Here is a 19,661-nt window from a genome sequence, read left to right on the forward strand (position 1 = left end):
TCTGGGAGGAGGACATTATGGTGGAGCGCTATGTCATGGCGCTGGACGAGGGAACGTCCAGTGCTCGGGCGATCCTGTTCGATAGGGCGGGCAACATCGTCTCGCTCGCACAGCGAGAATTCCGGCAGATCTATCCGCGGCCCGGTTGGGTGGAGCATGATGCCAGCGAGATCTGGTCGACCCAGCTTTCTGTGGCGCGGGAGGTCATGCACAACGCCGGCATCGAGGCGCACCAGGTTGTAGCCATTGGTATCACCAACCAACGCGAAACCTGCCTTATCTGGGATCGCAAAACGGGCGTCCCCCTGCACAATGCCCTCGTCTGGCAGGACCGCCGCACCGCCGGCGTTTGCGACCAACTGAAGGCGAGGGGGCTGGAACGTTATGTAAAGGAGGCAACCGGGCTTGTTATCGATGCCTATTTCTCCGGTACCAAGCTCGCCTGGATCCTCGAAAACACGCCCGGTGCCAGCGAACGCGCAAGGCGTGGCGAACTTGCAGCCGGAACGATCGACACATGGCTGATCTGGAACCTGACGGGCGGCCGCGCCCATGTGACGGACGCCTCGAACGCTTCCCGTACACTCCTCTTCAACATCCATACCGGGGATTGGGACGAGCGGCTGCTCACTGAACTCAACGTGCCGCGTTCCATTCTGCCCGAGGTGCGCGACAGTTCCGAAGTCTACGGCCTAACTGATCCCGATCTATTCGGTGCCGAAATCCCGGTCGCCTCCTCGATCGGCGACCAGCAAGGCGCGCTCTTCGGCCAATCGTGTTTTGCCGAAGGCATGGTGAAAGCGACCTATGGCACTGGCGGCACGTTGTTGATGAACACTGGGGCGCAGATACGCACCTCCGACAACGGCCTGTTGACCACGATCGCCTGGCGTCTCGGTGGAAAGCTTGAATATGCGCTTGAGGGCACCCTGTTTTCCGTCGGTTCGGTGGTGCAGTGGCTGCGCGACGAGCTGAAGATCATTCACAGCGCGTCTGAAACCGAAGCCGCGGCACTCGAAGTTCCCGACACCAACGGCGTCTATATCGTACCTGCCTTCAACGGCCTTTCCGCGCCCTTCTGGGATCAGTATGCCCGCGGCACGATTGTCGGCATCACCCGCGGGGCGAACCGCAATCACTTGATCCGCGCTTCGCTGGAATCCATGGCCTACCAGATCCGCGATGTGATCGATCGAATGGAGGCCGATTCCGGCATTGCCCTTGCCGAACTCAAGGTCGACGGCGGGGCTGCGATGAACAATTTCGTGTTGCAGTTCCAGGCGGACCAGCTCGGAGTGCGGGTGTTGCGGCCGAAGGTTATCGACACCACCGCCCGCGGCGCAGCATTCCTGGCCGGTCTCGCTGTCGGTTACTGGAAGGATCTGGCAGACCTTCACACCGCGTTTGCGCTCGACCGCGAATTCCAACCTTCGACGGACCGCGCGTCCGCCGACCACCTTTATCACGGCTGGTGCCGCACCATCGAACGGTCGCGGGACTGGGCCGAGCACGAATGAGGACGTCTTGATGGCATATGCTCCCGCAGCCCGGCGCACGATGTATTTCATCGGGGTCACGACCGGAAAATCTTCGATCATGAAGGTCTTTCCGGCTTGGTCGGAGCATCTCGGCCTGAACGCTGAGATGAAGGGTATCGATTTCTCGCCGAACTCTGATCCGGCCGCCTATCGCAGCGCGGTGGAGTTCATAAAAGCAGATCGCCTGTCGCTGGGTGCGCTGGTAACGACCCACAAGGTCAACCTGTTGAAGGCATCGCGCGAACTTTTCGACGACCTCGACCCCTATGCGCGCACTCTGCACGAGATCAGCTCTATCTCGAAGCGCGACGGGCGTCTCGTCGGCCATGCGAAAGATCCAATCACGGCGGGTGCAAGCTTCGAGGCGATCGTTCCCGAGGGGTATTGGGCACGCACTGGCGGGGCACTTTGCGTGCTGGGTTCTGGCGGTTCCTCGCTGGCGCTTTCGCTTTATCTGCACAACAAGAAACAGGCTGGAGGAGACGTGCCGGCGCACCTTATCGTGACGGCGCGGCGCGAACCCTCGCTCGCCGAGATGCGCCATGTGCACGGCGAGATCGACTTCTCGATACCGGTCGAATACCGGCTCGCCCCGACGCCGGAAGAGGCAGACCGGGTGGTTGGAGAGCTGCCTGCCGGCTCCGTGGTGGTCAACGCAACAGGCCTCGGCAAGGACGGGCCGGGCTCACCGCTGACCGATGCGGTCCGGTTCCCGCAAGGCGGACTCGTCTGGGAATTCAACTATCGTGGCGACCTCGTCTTCCTCGACCAGGCCCGCGCCGCGGCCAACACGCGAAACCTCACGGTCCATGATGGGTGGGTCTACTTCATCCATGGCTGGACGCGCGTGATCGCCGAAGTGTTCGACATCGATATCCCCATGTCCGGGCCAGCCTTCGATGCCTTAAGCCGCATCGCCCGTGACGCAACTGCCTGAAAGGACGCTGCAATGACCGACATGCTTCCCAGCCTTCACGAGTTCAACCTTACCAATGGCCTCAGCTCGACGCGCGAGCCGATCCGCCGCACGCTCTCCAAAATGAAGGGCATGTTTCATGACCAGGCGGCCTTTGAGGCACAACTGGCGAAGGGCGATACGCTGCTTTACGAATTCTACGACATGGGCGTTCCCGACAGCGAGAAAGACGTCGCCTATGGCACATCGATCACCTATCCCGGCAAGGTCGGCGACGAATATCATATGACCAAGGGCCACTTCCACACGGTCATCGATACCGCCGAGGTTTACTACTGCCTGCGCGGCCACGGCTACATGATGATGGAAACGCCCGAGGGCAAGACGGAGTGGCTGGAGTTTTTGCCCGGCAAGGCGGTCTACGTGCCCGGCCGCTGGGCGCATCGCTCGATCAACGTGCATCCGACCGAACCTTTGGTCACTTTTTTCGCCTTTCCAGGCAATGCCGGACACGACTACGGCACCATCGAAAGCAAGGGCTTCCGCAAACTGATGGTCGAGCGTGATGGCAAGCCAACGGTCATCGACAATCCCCGCTGGAACGGTTGAGCGAGCAGAACGATGTCCTGTAGGATTGCCGTAACGCCCCGTTCGCTATCCGCTTCCGGCCATCCGGTGCTCTCGCGCCTGATGGACGAAGGGTTCGAGATCGTCTTTCCCGCACCCGGAAAGACGCCGTCGGAGGAGGAATTGCTCAGGTCTATTCCCGGCTGCGTCGGTTGGCTTGCCGGCGTGGAACCGATTGGCGTTCGGGTTCTGGATGCGGCGAAGGACTTGCGCGTCATCAGCCGCAACGGCACTGGGGTCGATAATATCGACCTCCAGGAGGCCGAAGCGCGGGGCATAGCTGTAGAACGGGCCATGGGTGCGAACGCCCGTGGCGTTGCAGAACTTGCGGTCGGGCTCCTGCTCTCATCCTACCGTCATATTCCCTGGTCGCATCAACACCTCGCCAAGGGAGAATGGCGCAGACGGATCGGTCAGGAAGTGAAAGGACGCAGGCTCGCCGTCATCGGTTGCGGTGCGATCGGTCGCGAGGTTGTGGACATGGCGCTTGGCCTTGGAATGGAGGTGATTGGTTATGATCCCTATCCCGACAACCGCTTTGCGCCGTCCGGATTCCGTTTCGCCGAACTGCAGGAAGCGCTCGTGTCGGCCGACGCGGTCTCCTTCCATTGTCCGCCAGGGAAAAATCCCATTCTTGATGACACCACGCTCGCGCGCATGAAGAAGGGCGTGATCATCGTCAACACGGCACGGGCCGAATTGATCGACGACGCGGCGATGTTGGCGGCCCTTGAAAGTGGGCAGGTGACCACGCTTGCGACCGACGTCTTTCATCACGAGCCGCCGGAAAGTTCCGCGTTGCTGAGCCATGAGCGCGTGATCCTCACCCCACATGCAGGCGGCTTCACCGAGGAAAGCGTCGATCGAGCGACGAGCGTCGCAGTCGACAACCTGCTGAAGAATCTGGTGCGGCCATGAGCGTCATCGAGGCCGAGCCTCTTTCTAAGGTGGAAAGCCTTGAGGCGGGGGAGGGCGCGACGCTTGCTTGGCTCGGTCAGGCAGGCTTTCTTATCCGGCAGGGCGGCCTCAACATCGTCATCGACGCCTATCTCTCCAACTCGCTTGCCGAAAAATACCGGGGAACCCGCTTTGCGCACGAGCGCATGGCGCCTGCCCCGGTCGACCCGGCCGCCCTTCGCAACGTCGACTGGTTGCTATGCACCCATGGACATACCGACCACATGGATCCAGGCACGATCCCGGCGCTGCTTGCGGCAAACCCCCAGGCGAAGGTGCTTGCCCCGCGCGCCGAGAAGGCGCGCGCCATCGATCGCGGAGTTCCTGAAGCGCGCCTATTGCTGATCGACGCCGGCGAGCGCGTCGACCTCGGCGGTGTCATCGTCACGGCGACACCCGCAGCGCACGAGGATCTGCGGCGCACGGCCGATGGCTATCTCTTCCTCGGTTATGTTCTTTCCGGCGGCGGGGTGACGCTCTGGCATTCGGGAGACACCATACCCTTTCCGGGCCTTGCGGAATGGTTGATGCCTTTCCGGGTCGATCTGGCCCTTCTGCCGGTCAACGGGCGGGACGCGTTGCGCGCCGCAAATGGCGTGCCGGGCAACCTGACGCTCGAAGAGGCTGTGGCGCTCGCCGATGAGATCGGCACGCGGGCCGTGATCGGTCATCATTTCGGCCTCTTCGATTTCAACACGCTCGATCCCGAAGAAGGGGAGCAAAGGTTGGCCGCGTTGACGCCGCAGGCCGAAGTTCGGATGGCAGAAATGTCGACGGCCTACCGTGTCGCCCCTGTCGAGCGGCCCCCGCTTTCAGTTCTCATCGTCTGCCGCGGCAACATCTGCCGCTCGCCAACCGCCGATGGCATCTTGCGCGCGGCGTTGCCTGGCCACCGGATCGACAGCGCCGCCATCATGGACTGGAACGTTGGCAGGCCGCCGCATGGCGAAACCATGGCCGTCGCGGCTGCTCGCGGCGTCGCACTGGACAAGCTGGTGGCGCGGCAGATTCGAAAAACAGACTTCGAGGAATTCGATTTGATCCTCGGCATGGACGATCACAACATGGAAGCAATCCGGGCGCTCCGTCCGGAGGGCGGCCACGCTCGCATCGGCCGTCTCGGCGCCTATGCCGCGCCGGGTGCGGAAACGTCGATAATCGATCCGTGGGGACAATCGCGGGAGGCGTTCGAGGCCGTATACGACCAGATCAGCGCCGCGTGCGAGCGATTGTCGCAATTCGCGCGGACCGCTCAGCGGAATGACAGACAAGGGAGTGAAGACCATGGATTTCGGACTTAAGGACAAGATCGTCATCGTGACAGGCGGGGCGACCGGCATCGGCCACGCAATCGCCCGAACTTTCCACGAGGAGGGCGCAGTCGTGATCATCAATGGTCGCGATCAGGCCAAGCTCGACAAGGCTGCGGCGGCGATCGGTCCGCGGGCTCACGGCGTCGTCGCCGATCTCCTGACGCAGGAGGGAGCCCAGACATTGGCAAACTATGCAGCCGGCTTCGGCCCCGTTTCGTTCCTCGTCAACAATATCGGCGTCTTTGACGTCAACGACTTCTTCGAGGTCAGCGATGATCGCTGGATGGAATATTTCCAGCACAATCTCATGACTGCAATCCGCATCACGCGTCTGGTGATGAAGGACATGCTGGCGCGCAACGACGGCAGCATCGTCTTCATCTCCTCGGAAGCCGCGATCCGCTCCATCGGCAACATGACGCCATATTCCACCACCAAGACCGCGATGCTTGGCCTCAGCCGTTCGCTGGCGGAGTTGACGCGCGGAACGAATGTGCGCGTCAACAGCTATATGCCGGGCTCGACCGCCACGGAATCGGTAGAAACCTACTTCACCGATCTCGCCGCGCAGCAGGGCAAGACCGTCGAGCAGACGCTTGCCGACTTTTACCGAGACGTCCAACCCTCCAACCTCATCCAGAAACTCATCGATCCCGCCCACCACGGTCGAGGCATCGTGCAACTCATGACCAATGGCGCCATGAACGGCGTCTGCCACCGGGCCGATGGCGGTACGATCCGGTCAATCTTCGGCTGATTGGGAGGGACGGATGGGCGGAAAACTTGGAATTCACAGCCTCGTCTTCACCGACGACTGGTCGGGGGAGACGGCCGCGGCGAGTTGCCGGGCTGCGGCGGAGATCGGTTTTGAGCTGATCGAGGTGCTGATGTTCGACCCGTCGGCGCTCGACGTTGCGCTTACCCGGCGGGTGGTGCGTGAGGCGGGGCTGGAGCTTCGCTTGGGCATGGCGCTCAGTCCCGACGCGGATATTTCCTCCTCTGACGGGGCAATTGCCCGACGCGGCGAGGAGACGGTCGCCCGGGCCTTGGAGATCGCCTCGGAACTCGGCGCGCCAGCCGTGTCTGGCATCACCTACGCAGCTTTTTCCAGCTACGGCGCACCGGCCACGAAGGACGCGCGGGCGCGGGTCGCCGAAAGCCTTTCACTGCTCGATCGGCGTGCAGGCGAATTGGGTGTTCGCATCGGGCTGGAGCCGGTTAATCGCTACGAGAGCTATCTTGTAAACACGCTCGACGAGGCGGCGGCCCTGATCCGCGCGTCGGGTGGCGTCAACCTCTTCATTCACATGGATACGTTCCACATGAACATAGAAGAGGGCGACATCGCCGCGGCCATTCACCGCAATGCCCCCCTCCTCGGTTACGCCCATGTGGCCGATAGTAACCGCGGGGCGCTCGGGGGCGGGCATTTCGACCTGCCGGCCTACTTTGGCGCGCTCGAAAGCGCCGGCTATAGAGGAGACTTTACCGTCGAAGCCTTTTCCTCGCGCGTGCTTGGTGAAGCGCTTGTTGGGGGTGTGCGTCTATGGCGCGAAGCGTGGGATGATTCCTTCGAGGCAGCGCGCCGGGCCTATGACGTCCTGCGCGTTATGCGGGAAAATGCGAGGGCCGGATGCAGGGTCTGGTAAAAAAAGAAATTTCATTCTTGCGAGCTTGCCGGTTATAGAATTGCGACGAAACAGTCGGAGTCGTGATCGATGGACAACTCTACGGACAACAGGCAATCGATTCTGATGCGAATTCGCTGGAAGGCCGGATATATGAACCCGGCCTTGCGGCGCATCGCCGACCGGGTGCTGAAGGCGCCGGGGGAGATCAAATCCATCTCGATCAAGGATCTGGCCGTCCAGTGCGAGGTGTCGGAATCCACCGTCACCCGGTTCGTGCGCGAGATCGATGTCCAGAGCTTTCAACAATTCAAGATCCTCATAGCGGAAGAGCTGTCCCAGGGCGCGGCGACCACCGAGCCGCTCTCCGATCGCCACGTCTATGAGGATATCACCCACCAGGACGACACGTCGTCGGTTCTGTCGAAGGTCGCCGCCCGCTACGCCATGACCGTCTCCGATACCCGCGCCGGTCTTGCGGAAAAGGAGTTGGAGCGCGCCGTTGAGGCGATCGAGGAGGCCGACGTGCTGGGTTTCTTCGCCATGGGCGCCTCATTGCTTTGTGTGGAAAATGCGCTCCTGCGTTTCATGCGGGTCGGCAAGCGGTGCCTCTTCTTCCGCGACCTTGGAATCCGGCAGATCTCCACCTCGACGCTGGGGCAGAAGTCGCTGGCGATCGGCGTTTCGAATTCCGGTCGCACCATTTCGACGGTAGACAGCCTGCAGCAGGCAAAACTTCAGGGTGCCACGACATTGGCGATCACGTCTTTTCCAGATTCGCCGATCGTGCGGCACGCGGATATCTGCCTTTTCACGCCCACCATTACCGGCGTCGTCGGGCCGGGCGAATATCACGAATCCATGGTCTCGAAAATCGCGCAGCTTCAAGTGATCGATGTGCTCTACTCGCTCTACGCAGTTCGCAACTTTGGCCGGGCGATTGAAGGGCTTGAGCGTACCTCTGACGTGACCGCCCTGACACGCTACTGAAGGATTTAAGATGGCCGATGCACTCAATTACAGCAGCGAGCTGGAAACTCGTCTCGCTGTCGCCGAGCATGCTGCCCGCGAAGCCGGGCGCCTTCTGCTTGCCCACTACGGCCGTCGCAGCCAACTGATTATCGAGCGGAAGGGTCTGAACGACTTCGTATCGATCGCCGATCGCGAGGCCGAGGAGGTAATCGCAGCCATTCTGCGACCGGCCTTCCCGAATGATGGTTTCCTCGGCGAGGAAACAGGCATTTCCGGAGCGGAGGCAGCGGAATACGTCTGGTGCGTAGATCCGCTCGACGGCACGTCGAATTTCTTGAAGGGCGCGCACAATTGGTGCGTCTCGATCGGCCTCTGGTCTAAGGGCGAGCCGATCCTTGGTGTGGTATACGATCCGGTGCGCGACGAACTTTTCGCCGGTTCCGACGGGATCGCGCCAACCCTCAACGGTGCGCGGATCTCGACGAGCGCCACCGACAGCCTCGAGCGAACAAGCCTTGGCCTCGGACATAATCACCGCATTCCGCCGTCAGCTTTTGCGGCCGACGCGGAACGCCTCTTTCTGGCCGGCGGCAGCTTCCGGCAGGTGGGCGCCGGTGCCCTGATGTTGGCCTATGTCGCAGCGGGCCGCGTAGACGGCTATTTCGAGCGTCACATGTGGGCCTGGGATGCTGTGGCGGGGCTCGCACTCATCAAGGTGGCCGGAGGTCGTTTCACGGCCTATCCGCAAGCGGATACGCCCCTGGCAAGCGGAGGGCTGGTCCTGGCGAGCAGCTCAACGCTTTATGGCGAACTTGGTGATCTCTTTCAGATCGCCTAACGACGTCGGTTCTTCGCGTCTCCTTTCTAAAAGCAGTTTTTGAATAATTCGACGAATGCGGCTTTCGCATTCGGCTAATATACCCTTGTGCTCATCCGAGACGAAGGGTCGGTCCGGTTACTGGGCCAACCATTGATCCTGCGTAAGCCGTGCCTGCTGGACTGATCCTTTACGCATTGGACGAACGGTGTTCCTGGCTCAAACGGAGATCGCGTGAAAGTCGAAACCGTAGATTTGCGATCGTATCAAATTTTTTTTCTTGCAAAACGCATGCAAAAAAATTAATTCTACATCACCGCAGATGATCCGGTGCCGAACCAGAACAAGGGAAAAAGGCGCGCGCTTCTGATGCGTGACGATGCCTGCAGTGGAGTGCAGGAAAGGGAGGATTGCGCGGTGAATGAGATCCCATTGAGCGCTTGCGCGCTGTTTTACGGCTGTCTTGGTGCGAACGACCGCGCGGCGCGATCTGCGCTTTTCTCTGACTTCGGGGCGAAATGACGATGGCTGACCTTCAGATTGAAAATTTGGCAAAGGCCTTCAAGGGAGGTTTTGCTGCACTGAACGGCATCTCGCTCGACGTGGCGGACCGCGAGGCGGTTTTCCTGCTTGGCCCTTCCGGCGCGGGTAAGACCACTACGCTGCGCCTCGTCGCCGGACTTGAGGAGGCGAGCGCCGGCCGCATCATGATCGGTGGCCGCGACGTAACCCGCTGGACCCCGCGCGAGCGTAACCTTGCCATGGTCTATGACAAGCACTCGCTGTTTCCGCACTTGACGGTGTTCGAGAACCTCGCCTATCCGCTCCGCATCCGGAAGATGCCGGACGCCGATATTCGCCGCCACATTTCCGGCGTCGCCGAGACCTTACAGATCGAAAAGCTGCTGCAGCGCCGCCCGAGCCAGCTTTCCGGCGGCCAGCAGCAGCGCGTGGCGATCGGCCGGGCGCTGGTGCGCGATGCCGATGTCTTCCTGTTGGACGAGCCGATATCCCACCTCGACGCCCAATTGCGGGCGCGCATGCGCGTGGAGTTCAAACGTCTGCAGCGCGATTTCCGCGCGACCATGCTCTATGTCTCCCATGACCAGCTCGAAGCCATGACCATGGCGGACCGGATCGTGCTGATCAACAAGGGACGCATCGAGCAGATCGCGGCGCCGCAGGACCTTTTCGACCGGCCGGCAACACTTTTTGCTGCAACCTTCATCGGCGAGCCGCCGATGAACGTCATGCAGGCGGCGATTTCGGAAATGAACGGGCGCTATTTCCTGCGCATCGGAAATGCCAGCATTGAGGTCGACCGTGACTGGATACAGGATGGCGAGCCGCTGAAAACTGGCGAGACGTATCTCCTGGGCTTGCGTCCGCAGCATCTTTCTTTGTGTGCGGCCGACAGCGCGCATTCTTGCAAGGTAAGCGGTACCGTCTTTGCGGTCGAAACTCTGGGTTCGCGTGTCATCTTTGACATCGAGGTCGACGGTGCGGTGATCCGTGTGATGTCATCGATCGACACGGCGCTCAACTATTCCCGCACCATTGGGGCGCCGATCTCGTTCCGGATCGATCCGGACTTCGCTTATCTCTTCGATGCGGGCGCGGGCCGCACCATGCGCCAGGCGCGATTCACAACAAAGGGGAAGACAAGACTCCACGCCTGACTTGGCGTGGTGCGGAGACGCATGCACTTACAACCTGAGGAGGAGAGAATGAACGTGATCAAAACTACGGCCGCGCTCGCGGGCGGTCTTGCGCTCTGGACGCTGGCGTTGCCTTTGCACGCCCAGACTGAGGCGCAGAAATCGCTTTCCGGGACGACCATCCATTTCCTTGCCCCGTCCATGCCCCAGTTCGCCGCACTCGAAAAGTTCTTCCCGGAGTTTGAGAAGAAGTACGGCATCAAGATCGTCGTCGACGAGGTACCTTTCGAAAACTATCGGCAGAAGTCGCTGGTCGAGATGCAGCAAGGCACTGGCACCTATGATTTCTTTGCCGTGGACGTGATGTGGCTTGCCGAATACGCCGCCGCCGGCTTCCTTGAGCCGTTGATGCCCTACGTTAACAATAAGGACCTCACGGACGCCGATTACGATATCGATGATTTCCTGCCGCGCGTGATCAGTGGCACGGGCGTTTTCAACGACACGCTCTTCACGATCCCGATCGGCGCTGGCCCTGTCGGTACCACCTTCCGCACGGACATTGCGGAAAAGGCCGGCTTCAAGCTGCCGGAACGCTTCTCGCCGGAATTCACCACGCAGTACATGTTCGACGCCGCCAAGAAGGTGAATAACCCCGAAAGCAACATGATCGGCTTTGCCAACATCCCAGGCCGCTGGTTCTGGGGCGTCACGTATCTGCCCTATCTCTACGCCTTCCAGACGCCAGAGACCAAGGGCGATGAATATGTCAACAAGGATTGGAAGATCTCGATCAATAACGAGCGCACGGTTGCCTCGATCGACTATTTCCTCAGCTTCAAGCAGTTCATGCCATCCGACAGCGCCAACTGGGGCATCGGAGAGGCGACGGCCGTCTACCAGGCGGGCAATGCCTTCGGCACCTGGAACTATCAGGACTTCGTCAAGGGGTTCTTCGAGGACCCCGAAAGCCAGGCGAAGGTCGCCGGCAAAAACGTCCATCTCCACACGCCGGTCGGCCCGAACGGCGTGATAGACCCCTGGTTCGGTGCCTGGTCGCTCGGCCTTTCCAAGGACTCCAAGAACAAGGAAGCCACCTGGACCTTCATTCAGTGGCTGACATCGAAGGACATACAGACGCGCGCGACCCAGTATGGGGCAGGGCCTTCGCGGCACTCCACCTATAAGAGCGAGACGCTTGCCAAATATCAGCCCTGGTGGCCGGTGGTCTATGACTTCATGTTGAAGGAAACCAATCCGGACGAGCGCATCCGCGTGCCGGAATGGGCTGAGATTTCTGACATCATGGGCGAGGAAGGCAACCGCGTCTGGATCGGCGAGATCGACAGCAAGACGGCCGCTGCCAACATGGAAAAGCGGATGACCGAGGCGATGCGCAAGGGTGGCTATTATATTCCCGGCCGCGACGACCTGCCGAAACAGCAATGGCGTGACCTGACCTACTACGACCGCTTGCCGTCGAAGTGGAACTGATCCCTGGGCCTCGACCGGGCGCGATCAGCGCCCGGTCTTGGCCGCCAGTCGCCCGTTTCTTCCTGAAGCGCGCGGCCCTTTCTCAATCGCAATGCAAGGGGACTGAGACATGTCGATCTCGGAACACACCACTGCAACCCCGATGCTGGCCTTCGGGCAGCGGGGCTTCCTGTCCCGTTTCGGTCCCTCGAACCGGACGATCTTTCCCTGGGTCTTGATGGCGCCGACGCTGATCATCCTGTTTGCGCTCGGCATCTATCCTTTTCTCTACTCGCTCTATATCGCGAGCCATAACGTCATCCTGTCCAAGCCCTACATTCCGCAGTTCTTCGTCGGGCTCTACCAATATCAGGCGGTGGTTCAGGACCCGGAGTTCTGGCACGCGCTGCGCAAGACGTTGCTCTTTACCGTACAGGCTGTATTCATCGAGTTCTGGCTGGGCCTCGGGCTTGCGCTGCTCTTCCAGAGGCAGCTCTTCGGCATCGCCTTCATGCGCATCTTCATCCTTATTCCGATGATCCTGCCGCCGCTCGTGGCCGCGCTCATCTGGCGCTACATGTTCTATCCGGGCGCTGGCCTCATGACCTATTACGTCGGCGGTATCACGCGGGCGCTGGGTCTCGGTGAAATCCCTTTCCTGTCCGACCCGGTCATTGCTTTCCAGACCCTTGTCTTCGTCGACGTCTGGGAATGGACGCCTTTCATGTTCCTGATGCTGTCGGCCGGCCTGGCCTCTATTCCGCGCCAGCCCTACGAGGCGGCTGAAATCGACGGGGCGGGCTCCTGGCGAGTGTTCTGGACGATCACCATGCCGCTCCTGCGTCCGGCGATCCTCATCGCCGTGATCATCCGTACGATGGACGCCTTTCGCACCTATGAGTTGATCGTGATCATGACCCGCGGTGGCCCGGGAAACGCGACCACAACACTGAATGTCTACCTCACGAAGACAGGTCTCGAATTCTTCGATGCGTCAAAAGCTGCAGCGCTGTCGCTGATCATGATGATGATCATCATCGTCATGAGCTTCGTGTTTATCCGCGTCTTCCGGTCAAAGACCGAAGTGGCCGAATAGGAGGTTCCCATGAAGAAGCTCAGCTACACGATGGTATCGCCCGACGTCGCGCCGGTTCAGCGTAACTGGTGGGTATATCTTGTCCTCATGCTCGTCTGCATCGTCAATTTCCTTCCGTATCTCTGGGTGGTGATGACGGGCTTTATGGATGGCGCGACGTCGTCCTCGGCGACGCCCACCTGGTTTTTCACGCCGTCACTGGAAGCGTTCAACTATCTGATTTCCGAGAAGGGCATCCTGAAAAACTTCTTCAACAGCGTGGCCGTGTCGCTCGCCTCCACCTTCTTCTCGGTGACGATTGGTATGTTTTGCGCCTATGCGCTGGCGCGCTACGATTTTCCCGGTCGGGACGACGTGTCCTTTTGGGTTCTGACCAACCGCATGATGCCGCCGGTCGCGGTCCTCATCCCGATCTTCGTGACGTTCCAGACCGCCGGCCTTCTCGATACGCTGCTCGGACTTGTCATCCTCTACACCGCTATGCAGTTACCCTTCGTTGTCTGGATGCTGACCGGCTACTTCCGTGACATTCCTCGCCGCTACGAGGAATCTGCGATGGTGGACGGCGACACATGGTTTGCCGCATTCCGCAAGGTCACCCTACCGGTCATGGCGCCATCGATCACGGCGACTGCGATCTTCGTTATGATCCTATCCTGGAACGAGTTCGCTTTCGCCACTTTCCTCACGAGCAACCAGGCAAAGACTATGCCGCCGGCCATCATGGCCTATTCGATCGGGGCTGACATTCACTGGAACGTGCTTGGCGCCGCCGTCGTCCTCATCACTGCGCCGCTCATCCTCTTCGTGCTGCTCTTGCAGCGTCAGTTGATCAGCGGCCTGTCGCAAGGGGTAGTGCGCAAGTGAAGTTCCTCTACAACAACACAGGCAACGCACGGGAGCAGCGTTATGGCTGAAATCGAGATCAACAGCCTGATGAAGCAGTTCGGCGCTTTCCAGGCGGTCAACGACGTGAACATAACCGTCAACGACGGCGAATTCGTCTTCCTTCTCGGCCCATCGGGCTGCGGCAAGACGACGACGCTGCGCATGATTGCGGGCCTCGAAATGCCGAGCAGCGGGCGGATTGCAATCGGTGGCCGCAACGTCAGCTTCCTGCGTCCGCGCTATCGCAATGTCGGCATGGTGTTTCAGGACTATGGTCTCTATCGCCACCTGACGGTCTTCGGAAACATCGCCTATCCGCTGCAAGTGCGCCGGCTCCAGCGGGCTGAAATCGCCAGAAAGGTCGATGCTGTCGCGCGCACCATGCAAATAACCGAAGTGCTGCAACGCAAGCCTGATCAGCTTTCGGCCGGTCAGCTGCAGCGCGTGGCGATCGCCCGCATGCTAGTGCGCGACGCGGACGTCTTCCTGATGGATGAGCCGATGTCCCATCTCGACGCGCAATTGCGTGGGCAGATGCGCACTGAACTGCGCCACATCCAGAAGAGTGTCGGCGTCACTACGATCTTCGTAACGCACGATCAGCTAGAGGCTATGACGATGGCGGATCGCATCATCGTCATGAAGGACGGCGAGATGCTTCAGTTCGCCACCCCGCGCGAGATTTTCGAACGTCCTGCCACCGAGTTCGTCGCCACTTTCGTGGGTGAGCCGCAGATGAATGTGTTAGACGTCCGTATCGACCGCATCGAGGGCCGGATCGCTGCCACGACCGAAGATTTCGTCATTCCGCTCGGTGAGGTCTGGGCGCGCGAGAACGGCGTCGAAGACCTTGTCGGACAAGCGGTGAGGCTGGGTGTTCGGCCGGAACACATATCGGTCGGTGACCGGGTGGACGTCGAGCACGGCATTGCTGCCGAACTCTATTCGTTTGAACCCACCGGGGCGGAGAACCTCTACGTTCTGAAATGCGGCGGCGTGACTGTCACGACGCGTAGTTCCACGACCGACACAGCTCATCTGGCGAAGGCGGAGGGCAGCCGTCTTTACGCCGGTTTCGATCCGAACTGGATCTATCTGTTCGAGCCGGGCTCGGGTCGCACGATCGCGCAAGCAGCAGCCAGTCAATCCGAAAGCGAGGAGATTTGAGATGCAGGGGATATTCGTGCTGTGCGTCATCCTGGCGCTGCTTCTTGGTTCTTGCACTGTCATGACCGGCGACGTGTCGCACTGGCCTGCCTCGCTGACGGCGGTCGTGGTGATCGTGGCGCTGAAGCTATGGAACGACCGCGTGAAACTTCTGGCATGGCCGATGGAGTTTCTCCTGGCCGCCGGCGTCACCATGATCGTGATCAATCTCACGCGGCTCTACATGATGCCGATGGTCTACTGAGAAGGAAGCCGACGATGACGACGCATGTTCTTGTCGTAGATGGGCTCGCCAAAGCCTTCGGCACGAAACGCGCCGTCCGGCAAGCCAGTTTCACCGTCGCGGGCGGCGAAATCACCGGTTTCCTCGGACCGAACGGAGCCGGCAAGACCACCGTCATGGGCATGATCATGGGGTTGGTGGAGCCGGATGCGGGCACGATCGAATTTTTGGGCATCCGCGATAAGAACCGTCTCGCCACCTTGCGGGCTCGAATAGGCTACCTTCAGGAGAGGCCGCGTACCTACCCAGACATGACAGCGAGGGCTTATCTTCGCTTTTTTGCCCATCTCTACGGTGTGCCGGAAGCCACTTCGTCTGTCCGCGAGGCGCTCGACCGCGTCGGTCTAAGTCAGGCGGCTGATCGCCGGCTCGGCACGTTCTCGCGCGGCATGCAGCAGCGGGCCTGTCTCGCGCGCGTCATGCTACACAGGCCGGAATTCCTGGTGCTGGACGAGCCAACGCTCGGCCTCGACCCGAATGGCGTTGCCGATATGCGTGCTATCTTTCGAGAGATGAAGGCGGACGGCGTCACGCTCCTGTTCTCCTCCCATCAGTTGGCCGAGATGGAGCGGGTCTGCGATAGCGTCGTGTTCATGCGCGAAGGTGAGGTGATTGCCGCCGGCCGGCCCTGCGACATCGCTCCGGCGGGCTTGGGGCAAGGCACCTTGCAGGCCGAGGTTTTCGAACCGGCAGCCGAGGCCTTGCGGGCAATCGCGTCTATCTGCGAAATCGCTGAAGGCCGACAGGTTGGACCGCAGCATGTGCGCTTTGTTCTGAAGACGTCGCCCGGCGATGCGCGGGCAGCGCGCGCCTGCGCTGTCGGTCTGTTGTCCGCGGCGGGCCTGACGGTTCTCTCCGTCGATGCATACGCTCCGACCTTGGAGGATATCTTCCTTGGCCTCACCCGGCCCGAACCTTCGGCAGGCCGCCAATTGGCCGCCGCCTTGACGTGAGAAAGGACTTTGACTGATGGACCTGGGCTATAAAGAACGCCGCTGCCTGATCACCGCTTCGACCGGAGGCCTGGGCTTCGCCATTGCGCGGGCGATGGCCCGCGAGGGTGCGACGGTCGTGTTGAACGGACGCAGCGCAGACACCGTCGAGCGCGCCGTGGCGCGTCTTCGCGCTGAAGTCGCGGACGCGAAACTGGAATCCGTCGTCGGCAACTCCGGCACGCGGGAGGGTTGCGAGGAGCTTATCGCCAATTGTCCCGACGTGGACGTACTGGTTGTCAATCTCGGCATTTACGAGGCGGTTGACATCTACAAGGCCGGTGATGACCGTTGGTACGAGCTCATCGAAGTCAATGTGATGAGCGGCGTGCGCCTCGCCCGCCACTACCTGCCAAAGATGCTCGCCCGCGACGCCGGCCGTGTCATCTTCATGGCGAGCGAATCCGGCATCAACCCGGCTCCGGAAATGCCGGCCTACAGTGCTACGAAGACCATGCAGCTCTCTTTGGCGCGCAATCTTGCCGAAACCACGAAAGGGACATGCGTTACGGTGAATTCCGTCCTGCCCGGCCCGTGCAGCACGGAAGGGGTCGCTGATCTAATTGCCGGCCTCTATCCCGGTGTCCCGACGCCGGAGGCGCAGCGTCGTTTCGTCGCCGAAAACCGCCCGACCTCGTTGATCCAACGCCTCTCAAAGCCGGAAGAGGTGGCGGATTTCGTCACCTTCCTTGGCTCTGCCCGCACTGGCATCGTCAACGGTGCAGCACTTCGGATTGACGGGGGCCTCATCCGGACCGTGATGTAGGAATTCGGCCATGGAACACGTTCGCCCCGTTTTCGTTGGATTGAACCTCAATCCTCCTGGTCTCTTCCGGCAGACTGCTCTCCTGGTGATGCGGGAGGCGGAGGCGAAGTTCCATGCCATCTGGTTCTGGCTGGTGGCGACTGTAATCTCACTGATGGCCTATCTCTATGGCTCGGGCTTTCTGAACACGTTCGAAACCGAGTCCGTCGTCGTGGCCACCGATCCCCTCGCCGGGTTGAACGCCGCCGTCATTGCATTTCTTGGCCTCGTGCTTGGCCTTCGCCTTGCCGGCGGGCTGAGCTGGGAGCGGGAACACGGCACGCTTGAGGTACTACTGGTGGGGCCAGTGTCGTGGTCGGCGATCATTGTGTCCAAGTACCTCGTCGAACTCGTCGTGCTCTTCGTGCTCATTGGGCTCTATTGTCTCTATCTCCTCCTCGCCCAGCCGCTCGGTGCAGGTGTTGTTCGAGCAAGGGAGCTTCTTTCGCTTGCGGGCTCCGTCACCTTCGTCTTGCCGCTAATGGGATTGGGACTGCTGATTTCTGCCTGGACGTCTTCGGTCCGCAGTGCTGTCGTCTCCTATCTGTCGGTGGTCTTGCTGCTTGCGGTGTACGAGGCTCTTCTCGGCCTGCTACGCAACATGACCGCCGACGAGATGAGCCTCTTCGCGCTCTACTTGCGCGCCCTGCTCGGAGGCATCGCTCCTTTTTTGCATGGTCTGTCGCCCGTCGCGGGCGTCGCCTTGCTCATTCAGGCAGTCTTCACGCAGGCCACCCCAGGTGTAATGCAGATGGCCACCTCCGTCGGCCTGACGATCGTCCTGCTGGTCGCTGCCCGACTGGTCGCCAGCAAAAAAGGAACGAGCGCATGAGACACATTCTCCTTGCTCTTTTCCTCATGGTGCTGGCTGGAGGCAGTGCAAAGGCGATCGAGCCCGAACGCCGCGATGCCATCGTAGTGACGGGCCGCGTCTGGGATGGATTTGGCTTTCGGGAAATGTTCCTACCGTCGCAGTCGCCTGCACTGCACCTGATAGCGGGCGAGGACAGCGCGCTCTCGTTCGTCAGCACGGAGGAGTACTATTGGCCCCTCTCGCGGCAGGTCTATGTGGACTTTGAAAAGAAGCGGCAGGATATGGCGGGTGTTCTCAAGATCACGCAGGACGGCCGCGAAGTGGCATCCATACGGCCATCCGCCTATTCGGTGCTTTATCCGCAGGGAGCCGTGAACGGTGACGGGCGATTGTTATGGGGTAAGGCGGCGATCGGGGAATACGAAGCCTACCAGGATGAGGAGAGATCATTCAATCGCCGCTACACTGAGGGCATGGCACGTCAGACGGCCTATGAAAAGAAGCTCGTCGAGGTCGGAGCCGCCCGCGCGAAAGACGCGCCTGCCGAAATCATCCCGCCGCCTGAAGCGCTGCCGCGGCCGAGCCTCAAACTCGTGACGAAACCGGCCCACGCCTACCGGCTCGCCCTTGGCGCTGGCCGCTATGAGATGGTGCTTTATGTGGATGGCGCACCCGTTCCCGGAACGGCTCGTCGGCTGGAGGTCGCGGATATCGCCGGTCGCGAGGTCGTTGTCGGCGACGTGGTCCCTGAGGAGCGCTGGACACGCCCCTTATCAAGCAACCAGGAGGATGCACGGATCTTCGTGCGCCCAGGTGCTACCTTCTTTCTGATGCTCAGCGCTGCCGACCGCTTCGAGGAGACGGAGTATCTGCCGGTGGTCTCGCCGCAGGTCGAAGCTGTCCCCGGCCGGGATATCTGGGTCCGCCGTAAACCTGCGGCGGCTGCGGTTGCCTATCTTCGTTTCGGAGAGGTTGAGGCGGAAACGACCCTGTCGCGACTGAAGGTCGAGCAGGCGGCCGGATCCGGCTTTGGCTACCGCGTTCGCGCCGCCAAGGAAGGGGAGAAGGAAGATTTGACCGCCTTCACAATCACCGTGCCGGCATTCGGTGCGTCCGCTTCAGGTTCTCTTTCGACAAAGACGACAACAGGTCCTGGCTTCAACCGGGATGTCGTGGTCGTGCAACCGAGACACAGTGGTCTAGCGCTGGGTCTGGCGTTCCTCCCGCTCGTCGGCTGGTTCGGCGCCAGGTTGCGCAAGCTTGGCGCCCCGAAGAGCGGTCCGTTGACAGAATAGACAACTCACTCCATTCCCAGGATGACAGATGAGCCGGCGTGGCGCCGGTGAAAGAGAGGTTCTTTACATGAAGATCGGAGCGCTGAAGGAGCGTGTGGCGAACGAGTCGCGCGTGGCGATGACGCCGGAGAGTGCCGTGCAGCTCCGGAAGTTGGGATATGAATGCCTGATCGAAACGGGCGCTGGCGTTGCCGCCGGTTTTTCCGATGATGCCTATCGGGCCGCGGGCGTTGAGGTGGCTTCGTCGGCAGACGCGCTCTGGGCTTCTTCGGATGTGATCGTCAAGGTGCGACCACCCGAGGCGAGCGAGGTCGCTTATCTGTCTGCGGACAAGACGCTGATCTCGTTCTTCTATCCGGGCCAGAATGCCGAACTTCTGGAGCTCGCCAGGGAAAAGGGCGCCAACGTCATCGCCATGGACA

At 60.9% G+C, this 19,661-nt stretch carries 19 protein-coding genes and 1 pseudogene; all 20 read left to right on the forward strand.

Translation table 11 applies throughout. The features are described from left to right. The first annotated feature begins 17 nt into the window (after positions 1 to 17). On the forward strand, positions 18 to 1,517 hold the full coding sequence (glpK, locus tag IB279_RS19065; RefSeq protein WP_192339530.1) for a glycerol kinase GlpK: 1,500 nt from the start codon (positions 18 to 20) through the stop codon (positions 1,515 to 1,517). Between the two features lie 7 nt (positions 1,518 to 1,524). Then, the gene (locus tag IB279_RS19070) at positions 1,525 to 2,475 is read left to right on the forward strand and encodes a shikimate dehydrogenase (RefSeq protein WP_192339532.1); all 951 of its coding nucleotides are present in this window, start codon (positions 1,525 to 1,527) and stop codon (positions 2,473 to 2,475) included. Between the two features lie 12 nt (positions 2,476 to 2,487). Further along, positions 2,488 to 3,063, forward strand: coding sequence for a glucose-6-phosphate isomerase (locus tag IB279_RS19075; RefSeq protein WP_113189281.1), 576 nt, complete (start codon positions 2,488 to 2,490; stop codon positions 3,061 to 3,063). 81 nt (positions 3,064 to 3,144) lie between these two features. Further along, on the forward strand, positions 3,145 to 3,999 hold the full coding sequence (locus IB279_RS19080; protein ID WP_246802039.1) for a phosphoglycerate dehydrogenase: 855 nt from the start codon (positions 3,145 to 3,147) through the stop codon (positions 3,997 to 3,999). Then, positions 3,996 to 5,339, forward strand: a complete 1,344-nt coding sequence (locus tag IB279_RS19085; RefSeq protein ID WP_113189283.1) for an MBL fold metallo-hydrolase — start codon at positions 3,996 to 3,998, stop codon at positions 5,337 to 5,339. The genes IB279_RS19080 and IB279_RS19085 overlap by 4 nt, the downstream gene beginning before the upstream one ends. After that, on the forward strand, positions 5,323 to 6,108 hold the full coding sequence (locus tag IB279_RS19090) for an SDR family NAD(P)-dependent oxidoreductase (protein WP_113189284.1): 786 nt from the start codon (positions 5,323 to 5,325) through the stop codon (positions 6,106 to 6,108). Before IB279_RS19085 ends, IB279_RS19090 begins: the two co-directional genes overlap by 17 nt. Before the next feature lie 13 nt (positions 6,109 to 6,121). Next, positions 6,122 to 7,000 carry a sugar phosphate isomerase/epimerase gene (locus IB279_RS19095; RefSeq protein ID WP_113189285.1) on the forward strand — a complete coding sequence of 293 codons (879 nt, stop codon included), beginning with the start codon at positions 6,122 to 6,124 and terminating at the stop codon, positions 6,998 to 7,000. A gap of 105 nt (positions 7,001 to 7,105) precedes the next feature. Next, on the forward strand, positions 7,106 to 7,969 hold the full coding sequence (locus IB279_RS19100) for a MurR/RpiR family transcriptional regulator (protein ID WP_256439276.1): 864 nt from the start codon (positions 7,106 to 7,108) through the stop codon (positions 7,967 to 7,969). A gap of 10 nt (positions 7,970 to 7,979) precedes the next feature. Continuing rightward, the gene (locus IB279_RS19105; protein WP_113189287.1) at positions 7,980 to 8,789 is read left to right on the forward strand and encodes an inositol monophosphatase family protein; all 810 of its coding nucleotides are present in this window, start codon (positions 7,980 to 7,982) and stop codon (positions 8,787 to 8,789) included. Between the two features lie 503 nt (positions 8,790 to 9,292). Further along, positions 9,293 to 10,447 (forward strand): ABC transporter ATP-binding protein, encoded by a 1,155-nt coding sequence (locus IB279_RS19110; protein WP_113189302.1) that lies wholly within the window; start codon positions 9,293 to 9,295, stop codon positions 10,445 to 10,447. Between the two features lie 48 nt (positions 10,448 to 10,495). Then, a complete protein-coding gene (locus tag IB279_RS19115) occupies positions 10,496 to 11,920 on the forward strand; it encodes an ABC transporter substrate-binding protein (protein WP_113189288.1) in 1,425 nt (474 codons plus the stop codon). A 109-nt stretch (positions 11,921 to 12,029) separates the two neighbouring features. Continuing rightward, positions 12,030 to 12,995: a carbohydrate ABC transporter permease gene (locus IB279_RS19120; protein ID WP_113189289.1), complete on the forward strand. Its 966-nt coding sequence runs from the start codon at positions 12,030 to 12,032 to the stop codon at positions 12,993 to 12,995. A gap of 9 nt (positions 12,996 to 13,004) precedes the next feature. Then, positions 13,005 to 13,862, forward strand: a complete 858-nt coding sequence (locus tag IB279_RS19125; RefSeq protein ID WP_113189290.1) for a carbohydrate ABC transporter permease — start codon at positions 13,005 to 13,007, stop codon at positions 13,860 to 13,862. Between the two features lie 42 nt (positions 13,863 to 13,904). Continuing rightward, complete coding sequence (locus IB279_RS19130; RefSeq protein ID WP_113189291.1) at positions 13,905 to 15,050, forward strand: ABC transporter ATP-binding protein; 1,146 nt, start codon at positions 13,905 to 13,907, stop codon at positions 15,048 to 15,050. Between the two features lies 1 nt (position 15,051). Further along, on the forward strand, positions 15,052 to 15,294 hold the full coding sequence (locus tag IB279_RS19135) for a hypothetical protein (protein ID WP_113189292.1): 243 nt from the start codon (positions 15,052 to 15,054) through the stop codon (positions 15,292 to 15,294). Between the two features lie 14 nt (positions 15,295 to 15,308). Beyond that, positions 15,309 to 16,286 carry an ABC transporter ATP-binding protein gene (locus IB279_RS19140; RefSeq protein WP_113189293.1) on the forward strand — a complete coding sequence of 326 codons (978 nt, stop codon included), beginning with the start codon at positions 15,309 to 15,311 and terminating at the stop codon, positions 16,284 to 16,286. A 16-nt stretch (positions 16,287 to 16,302) separates the two neighbouring features. Continuing rightward, positions 16,303 to 17,091, forward strand: a complete 789-nt coding sequence (locus tag IB279_RS19145; RefSeq protein ID WP_113189294.1) for an SDR family NAD(P)-dependent oxidoreductase — start codon at positions 16,303 to 16,305, stop codon at positions 17,089 to 17,091. A gap of 10 nt (positions 17,092 to 17,101) precedes the next feature. Continuing rightward, positions 17,102 to 17,962: an ABC transporter permease subunit gene (locus IB279_RS19150; protein ID WP_113189295.1), complete on the forward strand. Its 861-nt coding sequence runs from the start codon at positions 17,102 to 17,104 to the stop codon at positions 17,960 to 17,962. After that, positions 17,959 to 19,239, forward strand: coding sequence for a hypothetical protein (locus tag IB279_RS19155; RefSeq protein WP_113189296.1), 1,281 nt, complete (start codon positions 17,959 to 17,961; stop codon positions 19,237 to 19,239). Before IB279_RS19150 ends, IB279_RS19155 begins: the two co-directional genes overlap by 4 nt. A 67-nt stretch (positions 19,240 to 19,306) precedes the next feature. Continuing rightward, positions 19,307 to 19,661 (forward strand): annotated as a pseudogene (locus tag IB279_RS19160) (NAD(P)(+) transhydrogenase (Re/Si-specific) subunit alpha); the annotation flags it as partial.

This window comes from Ensifer sp. ENS06 (assembly GCF_014852205.1).
Lineage (GTDB): Bacteria > Pseudomonadota > Alphaproteobacteria > Rhizobiales > Rhizobiaceae > Ensifer > Ensifer adhaerens.